Raw genomic sequence first — 17,803 nt, forward strand, 5'->3', positions numbered from 1 at the left:
GGAGGGATCGTCCTCGCCGTCATGCCCTGGGAGCCACACCTATGAGCAACGCCCCCCGTCTCACCGCCCTCGACGCCCTGCACCGCTCGTTGGGCGCGACGATGACCGACTTCGCGGGCTGGGACATGCCGCTGCGGTACGCGAGTGAGCGCGACGAGCACAACGCGGTGCGCACGAAGGCGGGCCTCTTCGACCTGTCGCACATGGGCGAGATCACCGTCACCGGCCCGCAGGCGGCGGCGTTCCTGAACTTCGCGCTGGTCGGCAACATCGGCACCGTCGCCGTCGGCCGCGCCCGCTACACGATGATCTGCGCCGAGGACGGCGGGATCCTGGACGACCTGATCGTCTACCGCCTCGGTGAGACCGAGTACATGGTCGTCGCCAACGCCGGGAACGCCCAGATCGTGCTGGACGCGCTGACCGCCCGCGCCGACGGGTTCGACGCCGTGGTGCGCGACGACCGCGACGCGTACGCGCTGATCGCCGTCCAGGGCCCCGAGTCCCCCGCCATCCTGGCCTCGGTCACCGACGCCGACCTGGACGGTCTGAAGTACTACGCGGGTCTGCCCGGCACCGTCGCCGGTGTGCCCGCGCTGATCGCCCGTACCGGCTACACCGGCGAGGACGGCTTCGAGCTGTTCGTCGCCCCCGAGCACGCCGAGCAGCTCTGGCAGGCCCTCACCGCGGCGGGCGCCCCGCACGGCCTCATCCCGTGCGGTCTGTCCTGCCGTGACACGCTGCGCCTGGAGGCGGGCATGCCGCTGTACGGGCACGAGCTGACCACCGAACTGACGCCGTTCGACGCCGGTCTGGGCCGGGTCGTGAAGTTCGAGAAGGAGGGCGACTTCGTCGGCCGCAAGGCACTGGAGGCCGCCGCCGAGCGCGCCGAGAGCGCCCCGCCGCGCAAGCTGGTCGGCCTGATCGCCGAGGGCCGCCGGGTGCCGCGCGCCGGTTTCCCCGTCGTCGCCGAGGGGCAGGTCATCGGCCAGGTCACCTCCGGCGCCCCGTCCCCGACCCTCGGCAAGCCGATCGCCATCGCGTACGTGGACGCCGCGCACGCCGCGCCCGGGACCGCGGGCGTCGGAGTGGACATCCGCGGCAGCCACGAGCCCTACGAGGTCGTGAGCCTGCCGTTCTACAAGCGGCAGAAGTGACGCAGTCGCGTCTCAGCCCGTAAGACCACCGTTCATCAGCACTCCCCCGCGTACAGGAGAATTCAGGTCATGAGCAACCCCCAGCAGCTGCGTTACAGCAAGGAGCACGAGTGGCTGTCGGCCGTCGAGGACGGTGTGGCCACGATCGGTATCACCGAGTTCGCGGCCAACGCGCTCGGCGACGTCGTCTACGCCCAGCTCCCCGAGGTCGGTGACACGGTGACCGAGGGCGAGACCTGCGGTGAGCTGGAGTCGACCAAGTCCGTCAGCGACCTGTACTCGCCGGTGACCGGCGAGGTCACCGCCGCGAACCAGGACGTCGTGGACGACCCGGCGCTGGTGAACTCCGCTCCCTTCGAGGGCGGCTGGCTGTTCAAGGTACGCATCACGGAAGAGCCGAAGGACCTGCTCTCCGCAGACGAGTACTCCGAGTTCTCCGGCAACTAAAGACCCCAAGGGACCACCTGATGTCGCTTCTCAACTCTTCCCTCCACGAGCTGGACCCGGACGTCGCCGCCGCCGTCGACGCCGAGCTCCACCGTCAGCAGTCCACTCTCGAAATGATCGCCTCGGAGAACTTCGCTCCGGTCGCGGTCATGGAGGCCCAGGGCTCCGTCCTCACCAACAAGTACGCCGAGGGCTACCCGGGCCGCCGCTACTACGGCGGCTGCGAGCACGTCGACGTGGTCGAGCAGATCGCCATCGACCGGATCAAGGCGCTGTTCGGCGCCGAGGCCGCGAACGTCCAGCCCCACTCGGGTGCGCAGGCCAACGCCGCCGCGATGTTCGCGCTGCTGAAGCCGGGCGACACGATCATGGGTCTGAACCTGGCCCACGGCGGTCACCTGACCCACGGCATGAAGATCAACTTCTCCGGCAAGCTCTACAACGTGGTCCCGTACCACGTGGACGACACCGGTGTCGTGGACATGGCCGAGGTCGAGCGTCTGGCCAAGGAGTCCAAGCCGAAGCTGATCGTCGCCGGCTGGTCCGCGTACCCCCGCCAGCTGGACTTCGCCGCCTTCCGCCGCATCGCGGACGAGGTGGGCGCGTACCTGATGGTCGACATGGCGCATTTCGCGGGCCTGGTGGCCGCGGGTCTGCACCCCAACCCGGTGCCGCACGCCCATGTCGTCACGACCACCACGCACAAGACCCTCGGCGGTCCGCGCGGTGGCGTCATCCTGTCGACGCAGGAGCTCGCCAAGAAGATCAACTCTGCCGTCTTCCCCGGTCAGCAGGGTGGTCCGCTGGAGCACGTGATCGCGGCCAAGGCGGTCTCGTTCAAGGTCGCGGCGACCGAGGAGTTCAAGGAGCGCCAGCAGCGCACCCTGGACGGCGCCCGCATCCTCGCCGACCGTCTGGTGCAGCCGGACGTCACCGAGGTCGGCGTCTCCGTCCTCTCCGGCGGTACCGACGTCCACCTGGTCCTCGTCGACCTGCGCAACTCCGAGCTGGACGGCCAGCAGGCCGAGGACCGGCTCCACGAGCTCGGCATCACGGTCAACCGCAACGCCATCCCGAACGACCCGCGGCCGCCGATGGTCACCTCCGGCCTGCGGATCGGTACTCCGGCCCTGGCCACCCGCGGCTTCCAGGCCGAGGACTTCACCGAGGTCGCCGAGATCATCGCGTCGGCCCTGAAGCCCTCGTACGACGCGGACGACCTCAAGGCCCGCGTCACCGCGCTGGCCGAGAAGTTCCCGCTGTACCCCGGCCTGAAGTAGTCCGGGAAGCGGTTCTGTACGTTTGAGGCGGGGCACCGCGCACACTGGACAGTGAGCGCGGTGCCCCATCCCTTGTCCCGCTGCTCTTCGGACCGACCGGTCCGTACCGCACCACCCGGCAGACAACGACGTCTACCAACCCCTTAGGAGTCACCCGTGGCCATCTCGGTCTTCGACCTGTTCTCGATCGGCATCGGCCCGTCCAGCTCCCATACGGTCGGCCCGATGCGCGCGGCCCGTATGTTCGCGCGCCGGCTGAAGAACGAGGGCCTGCTCGCCCACACCGCCTCGATACGCGCCGAGCTGTTCGGCTCGCTCGGCGCCACCGGACACGGCCACGGCACGCCCAAGGCCGTCCTGCTCGGCCTGGAGGGCGAGTCCCCACGTACCGTCGACGTCGAGTCCGCCGACGACCGGGTGGCCGAGATCCGTGCCTCCGGGCGGCTCAACCTCCTCGGCATGCACGAGATCGACTTCGACGCCGACGAGCAGCTGGTCCTGCACCGCCGCAAGGCACTGCCGTACCACGCCAACGGCATGACGATCTTCGCGTACGACCACGAGGGCGCCCCGCTGCTGGAGAAGACTTACTACTCCGTCGGCGGCGGCTTCGTCGTGGACGAGGACGCGGTGGGCGAGGACCGGATCGTTCTCGACGACACCGTCCTCAAGCACCCCTTCCGCACCGGCGACGAACTGTTGCGGCTCGCGAGGGACACCGGACTGTCGATCTCCTCGCTGATGCTGGAGAACGAGCGCGCCTGGCGCACCGAGGACGAGATCCGCTCCGGTCTGCTCGACATCTGGCGTGTCATGCAGGCGTGCGTGTCGCGCGGCATGTCCCGCGAGGGGATCCTGCCCGGCGGCCTCAAGGTCCGCCGCCGCGCCGCGAACACCGCACGCCAGCTGCGCGCCGAGGGCGACCCACAGGCCCACGCGATGGAGTGGATCACCCTCTACGCGATGGCGGTCAACGAGGAGAACGCCGCGGGCGGCCGCGTCGTCACCGCCCCGACCAACGGCGCCGCGGGCATCATCCCGGCCGTGCTGCACTACTACATGAACTTCGCGGCAGGCGGCGCCACCGAGGCCGAGAAGGAGGACAGCGTCGTCCGCTTCCTCCTCGCGGCGGGCGCCATCGGCATGCTGTTCAAGGAGAACGCCTCGATCTCCGGCGCCGAGGTCGGCTGCCAGGGCGAGGTCGGCTCCGCCTGCTCGATGGCCGCGGGCGCCCTCGCCGAGGTCCTCGGCGGCTCGGCCGAGCAGGTCGAGAACGCCGCCGAGATCGGCATGGAACACAACCTCGGCCTGACCTGCGACCCGGTCGGCGGCCTCGTCCAGATCCCGTGCATCGAGCGCAACGGCATGGCGGCGGTCAAGGCCGTCACCGCGGCGAAGATGGCGCTGCGCGGCGACGGCACCCACAAGGTCTCCCTCGACAAGGTCATCAAGACCATGAAGGAGACCGGCGCGGACATGAGCGTGAAGTACAAGGAGACCGCGCGCGGCGGGCTCGCAGTGAACATCATCGAGTGCTGAGACGAGTGCTGAGAAACAGCATCTGATCAGGGGATTCTCATCCATCAGCGCTGCCACGGGCTTCCCCGCCCGCAGGGCGGATCACGCTGGAAAGTCCTCGGAACAGAGCTGGAGGTTCCCTGACAGGTCCCCGGGCCCGCCGGGGGCTGCTTGCGCTGCGCCGTGCCGAGCGCCACGGCATATTGGGTAGGTGGCCCCCAGGAACTCCACGTTCCCTGCGGTAGCGGATGACGCCGGTGGGGTGCGACGGGCACAGTGGACCGGGCGTGGCCGGGGGTGCGCCGAGGTGTCGTCCGTAGGGAGGCACTGGCACGGATGAGCACACGTGATGATCCCGCCGGTTGCCAGGACGGGTCGGTTGCGGCTCAGGGCGCACGGCTGGTGGTGGATGACCACGGGGTCGTGGTCGAGTGGAGCTCGCAGGCGCAGACGTTGCTCGGCTATCCGGCCGAGGAGGTGCTGGGGCGCCGGGTGACGGTCCTGCTGACCTGGCCCGGCGAGCGCACGGATCCGGGGGCTTCCGAGGTGAGGAAGTCTGCCGGTGAGCCGGCGGTCCGGCATCGGTCCGGGCAGGGGCTCGCGGTCGGCATCCAGGTATGGCCCATGGTGGGTGAGGGCGGTGCCGTGTGGTGGTCCGTGCTGCTGACCCCGGCGGGGGATTCCGGTGGGCCGAGTATCGACAGCGCGGTACTGCGCGCGGTACTGACCCAGTCCCCGCTCGGCCTGCAGGTCCTTGATCCCGATCTGCGGCTCATGCGGTTCAACACCGCCGCGCCGGGTGCGCGCGGCCTGCTGGGCGAAGAGGTCATCGGCCGGCCGATTCGCGAGGTGGCGCCGGGTCTGGTCGACGACGCGCTGGAACGGATGCTGAGAGACGTCCTGGACACGGGTCGGCCCGTGATCGACGTCGAGCACACCGGGCGGCCACCCTCCGACCCCGATCACGAGCACACCTATTCCGTCTCGCTCTACCGTCTCCAGGACCGCGCCGGCGGCGTGCTCGGCCTGCTGGCGGCGTCGACCGACATCTCCGAGCGGCATCGGGCTCGCGCGGGCCTGGACCTGCTCCTCGACGCGAGCACCCGCATCGGCACCACCTTGGACGTGGGGAAGACGTGCGAGGAACTGGTCGGGATCGCGGTGCCGAGCCTGGCCGACATCGCCGTCGTGGACATCCTCGACGAGGTGCTGGAGGGGAGGGCTCCGCAACCCGGTCCGGTGAGTGCCCACGCCGTGCTGCGACGTGCGGCCTTCAGATCCACCGAAGGGGAACACGCATCGGTCGCCTACCGTGTCGGAGAGGTCAACCTGTCGTATCCGCGGTCCTTCCGGGACTGCCTCGCCGATCTGCAGCCCCGCCTCGTGCAGCACCTGGAGATCGACAGCGAGTGGGCCGTACACGACGCCCGGCGCGCCGAGCTGATCCGCCGGACCGGAGCCCATTCGCTCATGGTCGTACCACTCACCGCCCGCGGGGTCGTCCTCGGCCTGGCCAGCTTCTACCGGACCGCGACACCGGCCCCGTTCGAGGAGGACGTCCTCGCCCTCACGGCGGATCTCGGCACCCGGGCGGCCCTGTGCATCGACAACGCGCGCCGGTACACCCGTGAACGCACCGCCGCCCTCATCCTGCGCTCCAGCCTGCTGCCGCAGGCCCTCCCTGCCCAGAACGCCGTCGAAGTCGCCCTGCACCACGTGTCCGCCGCCGCAGGAGACTGGTACGACGTGATCCCGTTGTCCGGGGCCCGCGTGGCCCTCGTCGTCGGACACGTGCCAGGACACGGCATGCATGCCGCCGCCGCCATGGGCCAACTGCGCACCGCCATCAACACCCTGGCCGCCCAGGACCTGGCCCCCGACGAACTGCTCGCAGACCTCGACGACCTGGTGACGGGCGCCGCCGGCCGCGGCGTGCCCTCGACCGGCACGCACCCGACGCGCGAACAGGCGATCGGCGCAACATGTGTGTACGCGGTCTACGACCCGATCTCCCGGCGCTGCACGCTGGCACGCGCCGGCCACCCCGCCCCCGTCATCGCTTCGCCCCAGGGCGTGGTGGGCATACCCGGCATTCCTGCCGGACCGGCCCTGGGAAGCGGCCGCCCGCCCTACGGGACGAGCGAGCTGGAGATCCCCGAGGGCAGCACCCTCGCCCTGTTCACCAGCAGCCTCATCACAACCCACGACAGCGACCCGGAACACGGTCTGACCCGACTGCGCCACGTCCTGGGCAACCCGCTCCCCGCACTCCAGGACACCTGCGACGCCATCATCCGTGCCCAACACCCCCTCACGCTCGACAACGACGTCGTCCTGCTCCTGGCCCGCACCCGCGCCCTCGCCGCCGACCAGGTCGCGTCGTGGACCCTGCCCAACGACCCCTCCGTCGTCGCCAACGCCCGCAGCCTCACCAGCCGGCAACTGGCCACCTGGGGACTGCAGGAACTCGACTTCACCACCCAACTGTTGGTGAGCGAACTGGTCACCAACGCCATCCGCTACGCCACCGGCCCCATCCGGCAACGCCTGATCCGGGACCGGACCCTCATCTGCGAAGTCACCGACGACAGCAGCACAGCCCCCCACCTGCGCCAGGCGGATCTCGCCGACGAAGGTGGCCGCGGCCTGTACCTCGTCGCACAACTGGCCGCCCGCTGGGGTACCCGCTTCACCACCCGCGGAAAAACCATCTGGGCGGAACAGGCCCTGCCCTGAACCGTCGGCCCTGAAGAACCCGGCCCTGCGGATCGGCCGCTGCCCGCGGCATGTGCGCCCGGCGCACGCCCTCTGACCGGGTGACAGTGCACATCATCTTTCCGCGCCCATCGTTGATCTTGCGAGTAATCCCACTTCGGGGACCGTCCCGTGGTTCCCCGGCCGACTCGATGGAGAACCATCAATGAACTCCAGAATGCTCACCATCGCCGCTGCGCTGACCGTCGCCGGTCTCATCGGGGCCGGGTCCGCCGCGGCGGCGCCCGGAACGGTCTCGGGCGCCGGCGGCAACCGCATCGGAACGGTGCGGTCCGACGGCGACGCGCACGTCAAGGAGGGCGGCCTCAGCGCCATCTGGACCCTGGAGAGCAGCGACATCAAGCAGATCGCGCTCTCCGGCGACCGCATCGGCGTCCTCAAGGGCAACGGCGACGCGTACGTGAAGGACGGCGGCCTCACCGCCGCCTGGGTCAAGGAAGCCTCGAACGTCAAGCAGATCGCGCTCGCCGGCAACCGCATCGGCGTCCTCAAGGACAACGGCAACGCGTTCGTGAAGGACGGCGGCCTCACCGCCGGCTGGGTCCACGAGGCCGCCCAGGTGAAGGAGCTGGAGCTCTCCGGCGACCGCATCGGCATCGTCCAGGGCAACGGCGACGCATTCGTGAAGGACGGCGGCCTCAGCGCCGCCTGGGTCTACGAGGGCGACAACATCGTCGACATCGACCTGGCGGGCAACCGGATCGGGGTGTTCACGGGCGACGGCAGGGCGTACGTGAAGGACGGCAGCCTCAAGGCCATCTATGCGAGGGAGGGCAGCGACGTCATCCAGCTCGAACTCTCCGGCGACCGCATCGGCATCCTCAAGGACAACGGCAAGGCGTACGTGAAGGACGGACGTCTCAACGCCGCCTGGGCCCACGAGGCGGACAACGTCATTCAGATCGCCCTCTCCGGCAACCGCATCGGCATCCTCAAGGGCAGCGGCAGGGCGTATGTGAAGGACGGCGGCCTGACCGCCGCCTGGGTCCACGAGGCGGACAACGTCACCGAGCTCGCCCTGTCCTGATCCCTGACCCTCGTCCGGGCACGGGGGTCCGGACGAGGGCACTCCTCCTGCCGGTCGCGGCGGGGACGGCGCCCGGGCGATCCGGCCTGACCCGACGCCCTGACCGGCAAGTCTCTCGACTCAACGGTTCACCAACTGCTCATAAGTGAGCAGGCGTTCATGGCGATCAAGCACTTTCGGTCACAAACTGCTTCCATCCACCGCTCTCTCAGGGTTCACTGGATGTGACGAGTGGTGACGCGATCGCTGTCCGTATGCGGTCCGCCGCCGTGGCCGACCGGCCCGGCTCCGAAGCCCCGGCGGAGGAAAGAGGACAGCGATGAGCTCTCCCGGAATCGATCGCCCGCGCGCCTGCACTGATTCGTGAAAGCGACTCATTCCCATTCCCTGTTCGCAACGTTCAGACGAGGGGCACCATGAGCAAAATCACGCTTCCAGAATTCCATATGCCGTTCGAGAGCACGGGCTGCAATCCAGGCATTCAGGCAACCAGACAATCCGCCTGGAAGTGGGCGGCCGAAAACGATCTCGTCCTGTCTCCGGTGGCTCAGAAGAAAATGATCCGGACACGCCCGGAGCTCTGGATATCCCTCATATTCCCGGCGGCCTCACAGGAACACCTCGATCTTTTCTGCCAGTGGCTCTTCTGGGCGTTCCTGGTGGACGACGAGTTCGACGACGGCCCGGCCGGCCGCGACCCGCACGTGTGCGAGGAGGCCATCGCCCGGCTGGTGGACGTGCTCGACGGGACCAGCGCGCCGAACGTCCCCATGGAGCACGCTCTCGACGGTCTGATGATGCGGACCTGCGCGGGGAGGTCGCCGCGCTGGGTCCGGCAGTTCCGCCGGGACACCGTCGGCTGGCTGTGGACGTACTACGCGGAGGCCGTCGACCGGGCCGCGGGCCATGTGCCGAGCACCGCCGACTTCGTGAAGCACCGCCGCGACTCGGTGGCCATGCAGCCGTTCCTCGACCTGCACGAAATCACTGCCGGAATAGATCTCCCGGAATCCGCTCGCTCCCTTCCCGCGTATATCGCACTGCGCAATGCGGTGGCCGATCACTCGGGACTCTGCAACGACATCTGCTCATTCGAGAAAGAAGCCATGCTCGGTTACGAGCACAATACCGTCCGGCTCATTCAGCGAGAGCGCGGCGGCACGCTACAAGAGGCCGTCGACGAGGCCGGTAAATGGCTGGCGTGGATCGCCGACCGGGTGCAACGAGCGGAAAAGGAACTCGTCGAGGAGATAGAGGCCGCACGCATCGACGGCCCGGCACGCGCCGCCCTCGAGCGCTGCGTCCAGGACTACCGGGGGCTCGTCCGCGGAGACTTCGACTACCACGCACGGGCGGAGCGGTACACCCGCCCCGACCTGATGGAGGTCGACGAACAGCACTCCCTGTCCCGGAACTTCGCCGCCTGACCGGCCGGGAACGGGGCACCGGGCCAGGCCGGATCCGGACCGGCCTGATCCGGCCTCACCCGGGTGAGGCCCCCGCCGAGGCGGTCGTCCAGGGGCGCCGGTTCCGTCACCGGTGCCCGGCCGGCTGCCCGAGGAGCACGGCCGCTGCGCGCGGACAGGTCCCTGAACTGTTCCGCCCGGTCGCCCGCCCGGCGGAACGTGTCCGGTCCGGAAAGCTGAGGGGTTACGCGTCCGGCGGCCCCCGGCCGACCACGGCCGGGGGTCCTCCCGGCGATCAGCCCTTGTTCTGGGCAGCCCAGAACTCGTCGAAGGTGAGCAGACCGTCACCGTTCGCGTCGTGGGAGTTGATCACGGCCTGGGCCACCGGCTCGGTGACGTAGGGGTCACCCAGCTGAGCCATCACACTCTTGTACTCGGCGGCCGATATCAGCCCGTCGCCGTTCAGGTCGTACCGCTCGAAAGCCTTGCGCGCCGACTCGATGTCCGCCACTGTTCCGCCCCTTCATCATGCCTAACTGACGGGGGTCAGATTAACGGGCGCGACCGGCGCCGATCGCGGCGGCCGGTCGTCCATCATGGGTGGGGTGTCCGCGGACGGCGGGCGGGGTCCAGGACCGGGGAGTGGGACGCTTGACGAAGGACGCACTGGATCAGACCCTGACAGCTGCCGCGCACGGGCGGTTCCCCCCGCCGGACGGGGGCACGACGGTGGTGGCACAGCCGAACGCACGGGACGCCGGGGTGCTGGCCCTCACCGCGCACTCGGTGGTGTTCACCGATGAGGATCCGGCATGGGTACGGGCCACGCTGGCCGCCACCCCCGGTGATCCGCTCGCCGCGACGATGAACCCGTACTTCCTGGGCGCGCTGCTGGCCCGTACCGGACGGCACATGAACACCATCGATCTACTGACGGTCGCGGGCGCGCTGCCGGGGGACCCGGACATCGGGCTCCGGGAGATCGAGGACCCGGAACATCCGCGGGTGGCACGGGCCATGAAGTACCGCGACGAGGTGCGGGTCTGGGCCACCGAAGGCGGTGTGCTGATTCTGGGCCGCGGGGTCGCCGGACGCTGGGAGACGGCGATCGAGGTGGCCGAGGAGGCGCGCGGCCGGCGGCTCGGGGAGCGACTGGCGCGAGCGGCCCGGCAGTTGGTGCCGGACACGGTGGTGTGGGCGCAGCAGTCGCCGGGGAACGCCCGCAGTGTGCGGACGTTCCAGGCGGCGGGCTACCGGCCGGTGGGCTCGGAGGCCCTGCTGATCGCGGGCTGACCCGCGGGCCCCCGGCTGATGGACGGAGGACGCCGGGGTGGCCGGGCGATCAGCGGAAGACTCCGGTGTGGCCGAGCGAGTAGCGGCCCGGCTGCGGATAGACGGCGAGTCCATGAGGACCGCTGCCCACCGGGATACGGGCGAGCTGCTTGCCGGTGGCCGTGTCGATCGCGTACACCTCGGCGTTGTAACGCCCGGACAGCCAGAGGACCTTGCCGTCCGCCGAGACGCCGCCCATGTCTGGGCTGCCACCGTTCGGCAGGTGCCACTTCTTCGTCAGCTTCTTCTTCGCGAAGTCGAAGACGGAGATGGAGCCTTCCCCACGGTTGGTGACGTACATCTCCTTGGAGTCGCGGCTGACGTACAGACCGTGGGCGCCCTTGCCGGTGCGCAGCAGCGTCGGTCTGGTGAACTTGTGCCCGTCCAGCACCCAGATGCCGTTCGCGATCATGTCCGCGATGTAGAACGTCCCGCCGTCCGGCGACAGCTTCACGTCCTGCGGCATCGCGCCCTTGAGCGGCAGCTTCTGCCGGCCGACGACCTTCATCCTCGCCGTGTCGACCTTGAGGAGTTCGCCGGAGAACTCGCAGGAGACGATGAAGTACCGGCCGTCCGCGGAGAAGTCGGCGTGATTGACGCCCGCGCAGTCGACCGGAACGGTCCTGGCCTTCTTCATGGTGTGCGCGTCGCGGAAGACCAGCTGCCGGTCCATCGAGGCCATCACGATGGCGTACTTGCCGTTCGGCGTGAAGTAGAGGTTGTACGGGTCGGAGACCGCGATCGTCCGGCCGGCCTTCCCGGTGGCCGGGTCGATGGCCGTGAGGCTGTCGCCGAGGTCGTTGTTGACCCAGAGTGTCTTCAGGTCCCAGGACGGGACGACATGCTGCGGCTGGTGGCCGACCGGGATGGTCTCGATGACTTTGTACGTCTTCGGGTCGATGACCGACACGGTGTTGGACTTGGTGTTGGGTACGTACACGCGCGCCGGGAAGTTCTTGACGACCGGTGACATCATTCCGGCCCGGTCGGCCGCGTACACGTCGTCGGGATCGAGCACCGGCGGCATCCCGGCGAGCCCGGGCGGGGTGAGGCGCTCGGGGGTGGCGTTGTTCGGGACGACGGGCGGGGCGGCGGCCTCGGTGTCGTCGGCCTCGGCCTTCCCCTTCTCGGCGGGGGCGCCACAGCCCACGAGGACGGCGATGAGGACGCCCCCGAGCAGGGCCGCGGTGCGCTTGGTGGAGGGAAGCATCAGGTCAGCAGCTCCGTGGTCGTCACCGCGCGCAGTTGTCGGCGGTCGATTTCGGTGAGGAGGACAGGCAGGGCGGCAACCGTGTCCGCGTAGCCGAAGTGCAGGCTCACCACCGATCCGTTGCGGATCTCCCCGGCGATCTTTCGGGTGACGGCCGCGGCGCCTGGAGAGGTGAAGTCGAGGGAGTCCACGTCGTACGAGAGGACGTGCGGGTAGCCCGCCCTGCGCGCGAGTCGCTGGACGAGCGGGGTGGCATGCCGGCTGCGTGAGGGGCGGAACCAGGTTCCGATGGAGCCGGTGAGCCGGCGCAGCCGCTGGGCGCAGCCGGTGATCTCCGCGTACGCCGCCGCCTCGCCCATCGCCGAGATGTCGACATGGCTCTGGGTGTGGTTGCCGAGGTCGTGCCCCCCGTCCAGGATCCGGCGGGCCATGTCGGGGTGCTCGTCGAGCCAGCTGCCGACGGCGAGGACGGTGATCCGGACGTGAGCACGTTCCGCCTCTGCGAGCACGGCCCGGGCGATGGCCGGGTCGCCCTGGCCGTGGAAGGTCAGTGCGACGCGCGGGCGATTGCGGGGGCCGTGCTCGATCTGGACCGGCTGCCCGGGGAAACGGTGCGGGGTGGGCGCGGGTCGCGGAACCGGGGGCCGCGCACCCGCGTCGCTCTTGCCGGTGGCCTGTCCAGGGGCGTCCGCGGGCGTCTCGGCAGAGGTCTTCGTGGAAGTGTCGGCGGCGCCGTGTCCATCCGTACATCCGGCCGCAAGGGCGCCGGTCAGAGCTGCCCCTGCGCCCGCGCGCAGAGCGCTGCGGCGGTGCACCGATGTCTCGGAGGCGTTCATGAGCAGAACAGTAGGGGCGCAATGCCAGGAAGATAAAAATTGACCCCATTCATACCGATTCAGAGGAGCCTGGAGTACGTCGCAAGCAACCCGGTTGCTCGATGAATCACCCGTCGAACCACATAGTCATTCATGCATTGCCAGGCCAGTGACTCATCACACCTACGATTCAACGCAGAAATGTCCCAATATGTCAGGCTACGACAGATTAGCGCTTTTGGCTCCGCGGTCGCCCATCTGCCATAGTCGGTTCCACGACCCCCATTGACCCGGGCCAGGTCGTCTTACGCGGCCGTGAACACACCCCCCATTTCACGGTCCCCACACAGAAGCCCCCGAGGCGCCGCACCACGGCAGACCGGGGGCTTCTGTGCGTCGTCCGGACGGGCGGGGGAAGCCGGGGGCCCGGCGGGCCCGACCGGTTCAGCGATCGGAGATCCGCATCTCGAACCAGGTGGTCTTGCCGCGCGGCAGCAGATCCACCCCCCACCGGTCGGAGAGCTTGTCGACGAGGAAGAGGCCGCGGCCGCTGATGTCCATCTCCTGGACCGGCATGAGACACGGCAGTCCGCGCGAGGGGTCGCGCACCTCGATCCTGATCCAGCCTCGGCGGCGCAGCATCCGGAGCCCGAAGATGCGGGCGCCGGTGTGCCGCACCGCGTTGCCGACGAGTTCCGAAACGAGCAGAACGGCATGCTCGGCAGTCTGCGGGGAAAGCGCCCACTGCCGGAGCACCACGCACGAGGTGAGCCGGCGGGCGGTCGCCGCGGACTCCGGACGGGACGGCAGCCGGACCTCGCCCTCCGTCGGATTTCCGAACAACTCCAGCGCCTTGAACGCCTGTTCGTCCTCGACAGCCGACATCCAGCGTGCCGCAGTCGCACCGCCGCGCTGTCGCGGCTGTTCCACACCCTCCAGGCCCGCCATGGACACCATCATGGCCGCACGGCGGGCACTCCGGGGCCGTTCCCAGGGAATACCTCCCCCGGAAGAAGGCATTCCGAGCAGGTCGTTAGGCATATGCCAGCGGCAGAATGCACGTCTCGACACCCTCTCCGACCTGCACATATGTGCCGCCCGAGCGGGATTGCCCGGATCACCGGAGTGCTGAGCCTTAAGGTTGCCTTAAGGCTCAGCTAATCCGCCCACACGGATGAACCCACGGCCGTCTGTGCCCAACTGACCTTCGGTCAGAGGAACTTCGCCTTGCCCGGACCCTCTTCGACAAAGCTGCGCATCCCGCGCTCACGGTCCTCCGTGGCGAACAGACCGGCGAACCAGTTCCGCTCGATCGTGAGCCCGGTGTCGATGTCGGTCTCCAGCCCCGCGTCGATGGACTCCTTCGCGGCGCGCAGCGCCAGGGCGGGTCCCTTGGCCAGCCGCGCGGCCCAGGCATGCGCCTGCTCGTACACCTCGGCCGCCGGCACCACCCGGTCCACCAGACCGATCGTCAGGGCCTCCTCGGCCTTCACATGACGGCCGGTGAAGATCAGGTCCTTGGCCTTGGACGGGCCGACCAGCCGGGCCAGCCGCTGGGTGCCGCCCGCGCCGGGGATCAGACCGAGCATGATCTCGGGCTGGCCCAGCTTGGCGTTGTCGGCAGCGATCCGGAAGTCGGCGCAGAGCGCCAGTTCGCAGCCACCACCGAGCGCGTAGCCGGTGACCGCGGCGACGACCGGCTTGGGGATCCGGGCCACCGCGGTGAAGGAGTCCTGCAACGCCTTGGACCGTACGACCATCGCCGTGTGGTCCATCGCCTGCATCTCCTTGATGTCCGCGCCCGCCGCGAACACCTTCTCGCCGCCGTAGAGGACGACGGCGCGCACGTCGTCGCGCCGGGTCGCCTCCTCGGCGAGTTCACGCAGCCGGTCCTGGGTGGCGACATCCAGGGCGTTCATGGGCGGGCGGTCCAGCCGGATCGTGCCGACGCCGTCGCTTGCTTCGAGGGTTACGGTCATGGGAGGCAGGTTAACCGGCGCTAACGACGGCGGGCCCGGTGCTGTTGGTCACAGCACCGGGCCCGCCGTCGTGTCGTACGTCAGGAACTACTTGGTCCACTCCGCCCAGCTCATGTTCCAGCCGTTGAGACCGTTGTCCGGCTGGATCGTCTTGTCCTGGGACTTCTTCACGACCACGACGTCGCCGATGATCGAGTGGTTGAAGAACCAGGCCGCCGGGGTCGTCTTGCTCCAGCCACCGCGTACGTCCTGCAGACCGACGCAGCCGTGGCTGGTGTTGGTCGAGCCGAACACACCGGGCCCGCCCCAGTAGTTGCCGTGGATGAACGTGCCCGACGTGGACAGCCGCATCGCGTTCGGCACGTCCTTGATGTCGTACTCACCGCCGAAGCCGACGGTGTCACCGTTCATCCGGGTCACCTTCAGCTTCTCGCTGATGACCATCTGTCCGTTGTACGTGGTGGTCGCCGGGGCGCCCGCGGAGATCGGGATGTCCCTGATCTGCTTGCCGTCGCGGACGACCTTCATGCGGTGCGTGCTCGCGTCGACAGTGCTGACCTGGCGGCGGCCGATGGTGAACGAGATCGTCTTGGCCTGCTTGCCGTAGACCCCGGGGCGTCCCTCGACCCCGTCGAGGTTCAGCTTCACGGTCACCTTGGTGCCCGCCGCCCAGTAGTCCTCGGGTCGGAAGTCGAGCCGGTCGTTACCGAACCAGTGGCCCTCGACGGGGACGGACGGCTCCGCCGTCACCTCGATGGCCTTCTCGACGGCGTCCGGGTCGGTGATGCCGCGAGTGAAGTGGATCGAGACGGGCATGCCGACGCCGACCGTGGAGCCGTCCTCCGGCGTGTACTGCCCGATGAAGGTGTTCTTCGGGACCAGGGTGGTGAAAGTGGTGTCCTTCGCCGACTGACGGCCCTTGGAGTCCTTGGCGACCGCGTGGACGCTGTACTTCGTCGCCGCGGCCAGGTGCTGCTCGGGCTCCCAGCTCGTGCCGTCCGCCGCGATCTTGCCCTCGACCTCGGCGCCCTTGGGGTCGGCCACCTTGACCGTGGTCAGCTTGCCCTGATCGGCCGAGATCTTCAGCGCCCCGCTGGTGGCGACGGAGTCGGCGCCGTCCTTCGGTGCGATGGTCACCACCGCCTGCGAGGCGGTCGTGTCCTCGTTCTTGCCCCCGCCGGTGTTCTTGCCCTTGCTCCCGGCGTCGGTGTCTCCCCCGCCGCATGCCGTCACCAGCAGCAGCAGCGCTCCCAGCACCAGGGCCAGCAGTCCGGTGGCCCCCCGACCACGCCGCCCGCCGTTCGTCCCGACCGATGTCCCCGATATCGGCTGCCCGTTCAATGTGGTCGTCTCCCCTCACACGGCCTGGCCCCGCCAAGGCCCAGGGAGCCCGCAGGCTCCCACCCCCGCGCGCTGCTCATGCGCGCTCAGCGAAAGATAACCACACCGACCGTGGGGAGATCTCCCCTCGGATGTCACCGTTCAGTCCCAAGTTGAAACGGAACTTCCCCAGGTGACGCACGGTTCGAAGCGCTGGGGCGGGGGTGTCCGGTGCGAGTCCGGCCGATCCGGGGTCAGTGGAGCGCGGAACCCGCCTTCCACTGGATCCAGCTCAGATTCCAGCCGCCCAGACCGTTGTCCGGAGCCACCTTCTTGTCCTCGGAGTTGACGACCTCGACCACGTCCCCGACGATCGTCCGGTCGAAGAACCAGCCGGCCGGGGTGTCCCCGCCACCGCCCTTCACATCCCGCAGCCCGACACAGCCGTGGCTGACGTTCGCCGAGCCGAAGACCCCACCGCCCGCCCAGTAGTTGCCGTGCACGAAGGTTCCGGAGTCGGTGATCCGCACGGCGTGCGGAACGTCCTTGATGTCGTACTCACCGCCGAAGCCGACGGTCCTGCCGTCCATCCGGGTCACCTCCTGCATCTCGGTGACCACCATCTTCCCGTTGTACGTGCTCGTGGCCGGGGCGCCCGCCGTGATCGGGACCTTGGACAGCAGCCGGCCGTCGCGGCGTACCTCCATGGTGTGGTCGGCCACGTCCACTCTGGACACCTGCGAGCGGCCCACCGTGAAGGTGACCGTCTTCCGCTGGGTGCCGAACACACCGGGCGCGCCCTCCACATCGTGCAGCGCCACCGCGACGGTGACCTCGGTGCCCGGCTTCCAGTAGGCGGCCGGTCGGAAGTCCAGCCGGTCGCCGCCGAACCAGTGCCCCACCACATCGACCGCAGGCTCGGCGGTGATCCGGATGGCCCGCTGCACCGCCGCACGGTTCTTGATGACGCGGTTGAAGTGGAAGGAAACGATCATGCCGGTGCCGACGGTCGACCGCTCGTCCGGCTCGAAGCTGCTGGTGAAGCGGTGCTGGGGGACCGCGGTGGTGAAGGTGGAGTGGCGGGCCGAGCGGCGCCCCGCACCGTCCAGGGCCACCACGTCGACGCTGTACTTGGCGGCCAGGCTGAGCCGGCCCGAGGCGCCGCGCGGAGTCCAGGAAAGGCCGTCCTGCGAGATCAGACCCTGCATCTCGCGCTGTCCCGCGTCCTTGCCCCGCTCTGCGTTCGCGGGCTGCTCCGCGACCTCGATCTGCGTCACCTTGACGTGCTCCAGCCGCCCGTCGGAAACCTTCACCACGACCCGGGCGTCGGGCCTGATGTCCCTGGCCCCGTCCTGCGGGGTGATCCTGATCGCGTACGGCGACGACCCCGGCTTCCCGCTGATGAATGGTTCCGAGTCGGTGCAACCTGTCAGTACGGCCAGTACGGCGAGCAGTCCTGCCCATGTCAGCACGGTGGCCGGGTTCGCTCCCGCATTCTTCGCATTGTGGTTCACGTTCCCCCAACGACCGGAGCGGC

At 69.1% G+C, this 17,803-nt stretch carries 15 protein-coding genes; 8 read left to right on the forward strand and 7 right to left on the reverse strand.

Annotated elements, in window-relative coordinates:
- The first annotated feature begins 41 nt into the window (after positions 1-41).
- The 7 genes from gcvT (at position 42) to OHB49_RS14515 (ending at position 9,631) form a co-directional block, all read left to right on the forward strand.
- Positions 42-1,157 carry a glycine cleavage system aminomethyltransferase GcvT gene (gcvT, locus tag OHB49_RS14485; protein ID WP_329160689.1) on the forward strand — a complete coding sequence of 372 codons (1,116 nt, stop codon included), beginning with the start codon at positions 42-44 and terminating at the stop codon, positions 1,155-1,157.
- Positions 1,158-1,226: 69 nt separating this feature from the next.
- Positions 1,227-1,604: a glycine cleavage system protein GcvH gene (gcvH, locus tag OHB49_RS14490; protein WP_030931004.1), complete on the forward strand. Its 378-nt coding sequence runs from the start codon at positions 1,227-1,229 to the stop codon at positions 1,602-1,604.
- A 20-nt stretch (positions 1,605-1,624) separates the two neighbouring features.
- Entirely contained in the window at positions 1,625-2,884 is a 1,260-nt protein-coding gene (gene glyA / locus OHB49_RS14495) for a serine hydroxymethyltransferase (RefSeq protein WP_030971368.1), read from the forward strand.
- 156 nt (positions 2,885-3,040) lie between these two features.
- Positions 3,041-4,423 (forward strand): L-serine ammonia-lyase, encoded by a 1,383-nt coding sequence (locus tag OHB49_RS14500; RefSeq protein WP_030931010.1) that lies wholly within the window; start codon positions 3,041-3,043, stop codon positions 4,421-4,423.
- Positions 4,424-4,738: 315 nt separating this feature from the next.
- Positions 4,739-7,138 (forward strand): SpoIIE family protein phosphatase, encoded by a 2,400-nt coding sequence (locus tag OHB49_RS14505; protein ID WP_329160692.1) that lies wholly within the window; start codon positions 4,739-4,741, stop codon positions 7,136-7,138.
- 184 nt (positions 7,139-7,322) lie between these two features.
- The gene (locus OHB49_RS14510; RefSeq protein WP_329160694.1) at positions 7,323-8,204 is read left to right on the forward strand and encodes a peptidase S1; all 882 of its coding nucleotides are present in this window, start codon (positions 7,323-7,325) and stop codon (positions 8,202-8,204) included.
- A gap of 557 nt (positions 8,205-8,761) precedes the next feature.
- Positions 8,762-9,631 (forward strand): terpene synthase family protein, encoded by an 870-nt coding sequence (locus OHB49_RS14515; protein ID WP_420706673.1) that lies wholly within the window; start codon positions 8,762-8,764, stop codon positions 9,629-9,631.
- A 274-nt stretch (positions 9,632-9,905) separates the two neighbouring features.
- On the opposite strand, the gene OHB49_RS14520 is transcribed toward OHB49_RS14515, so the two are convergent.
- Positions 9,906-10,121: an EF-hand domain-containing protein gene (locus OHB49_RS14520; protein ID WP_018102550.1), complete on the reverse strand. Its 216-nt coding sequence runs from the start codon at positions 10,119-10,121 to the stop codon at positions 9,906-9,908.
- Between the two features lie 140 nt (positions 10,122-10,261).
- Between OHB49_RS14520 and OHB49_RS14525 the strand changes: the two genes are divergently transcribed.
- On the forward strand, positions 10,262-10,903 hold the full coding sequence (locus OHB49_RS14525; RefSeq protein WP_329160695.1) for a GNAT family N-acetyltransferase: 642 nt from the start codon (positions 10,262-10,264) through the stop codon (positions 10,901-10,903).
- 49 nt (positions 10,904-10,952) lie between these two features.
- On the opposite strand, the gene OHB49_RS14530 is transcribed toward OHB49_RS14525, so the two are convergent.
- The 6 genes from OHB49_RS14530 to OHB49_RS14555 all read right to left on the reverse strand — a co-directional run bounded on the left by OHB49_RS14530 (position 10,953) and on the right by OHB49_RS14555 (position 17,780).
- Complete coding sequence (locus OHB49_RS14530) at positions 10,953-12,152, reverse strand: YncE family protein (protein ID WP_329160697.1); 1,200 nt, start codon at positions 12,150-12,152, stop codon at positions 10,953-10,955.
- Positions 12,152-12,988, reverse strand: a complete 837-nt coding sequence (locus tag OHB49_RS14535) for a polysaccharide deacetylase family protein (protein ID WP_329160699.1) — start codon at positions 12,986-12,988, stop codon at positions 12,152-12,154. The genes OHB49_RS14530 and OHB49_RS14535 overlap by 1 nt, the downstream gene beginning before the upstream one ends.
- Before the next feature lie 423 nt (positions 12,989-13,411).
- Complete coding sequence (locus OHB49_RS14540; RefSeq protein ID WP_329160700.1) at positions 13,412-13,927, reverse strand: ATP-binding protein; 516 nt, start codon at positions 13,925-13,927, stop codon at positions 13,412-13,414.
- A 251-nt stretch (positions 13,928-14,178) separates the two neighbouring features.
- A complete protein-coding gene (locus OHB49_RS14545) occupies positions 14,179-14,946 on the reverse strand; it encodes an enoyl-CoA hydratase/isomerase family protein (RefSeq protein ID WP_093772437.1) in 768 nt (255 codons plus the stop codon).
- Between the two features lie 87 nt (positions 14,947-15,033).
- Positions 15,034-16,287: a L,D-transpeptidase gene (locus OHB49_RS14550; RefSeq protein ID WP_030971387.1), complete on the reverse strand. Its 1,254-nt coding sequence runs from the start codon at positions 16,285-16,287 to the stop codon at positions 15,034-15,036.
- Between the two features lie 233 nt (positions 16,288-16,520).
- Complete coding sequence (locus tag OHB49_RS14555; RefSeq protein ID WP_329160705.1) at positions 16,521-17,780, reverse strand: L,D-transpeptidase; 1,260 nt, start codon at positions 17,778-17,780, stop codon at positions 16,521-16,523.
- Between the last annotated feature and the right edge of the window lie 23 nt (positions 17,781-17,803).

The sequence above is a fragment of the Streptomyces sp. NBC_01717 genome, assembly GCF_036248255.1.
Classification (GTDB): Bacteria; Actinomycetota; Actinomycetes; order Streptomycetales; family Streptomycetaceae; genus Streptomyces.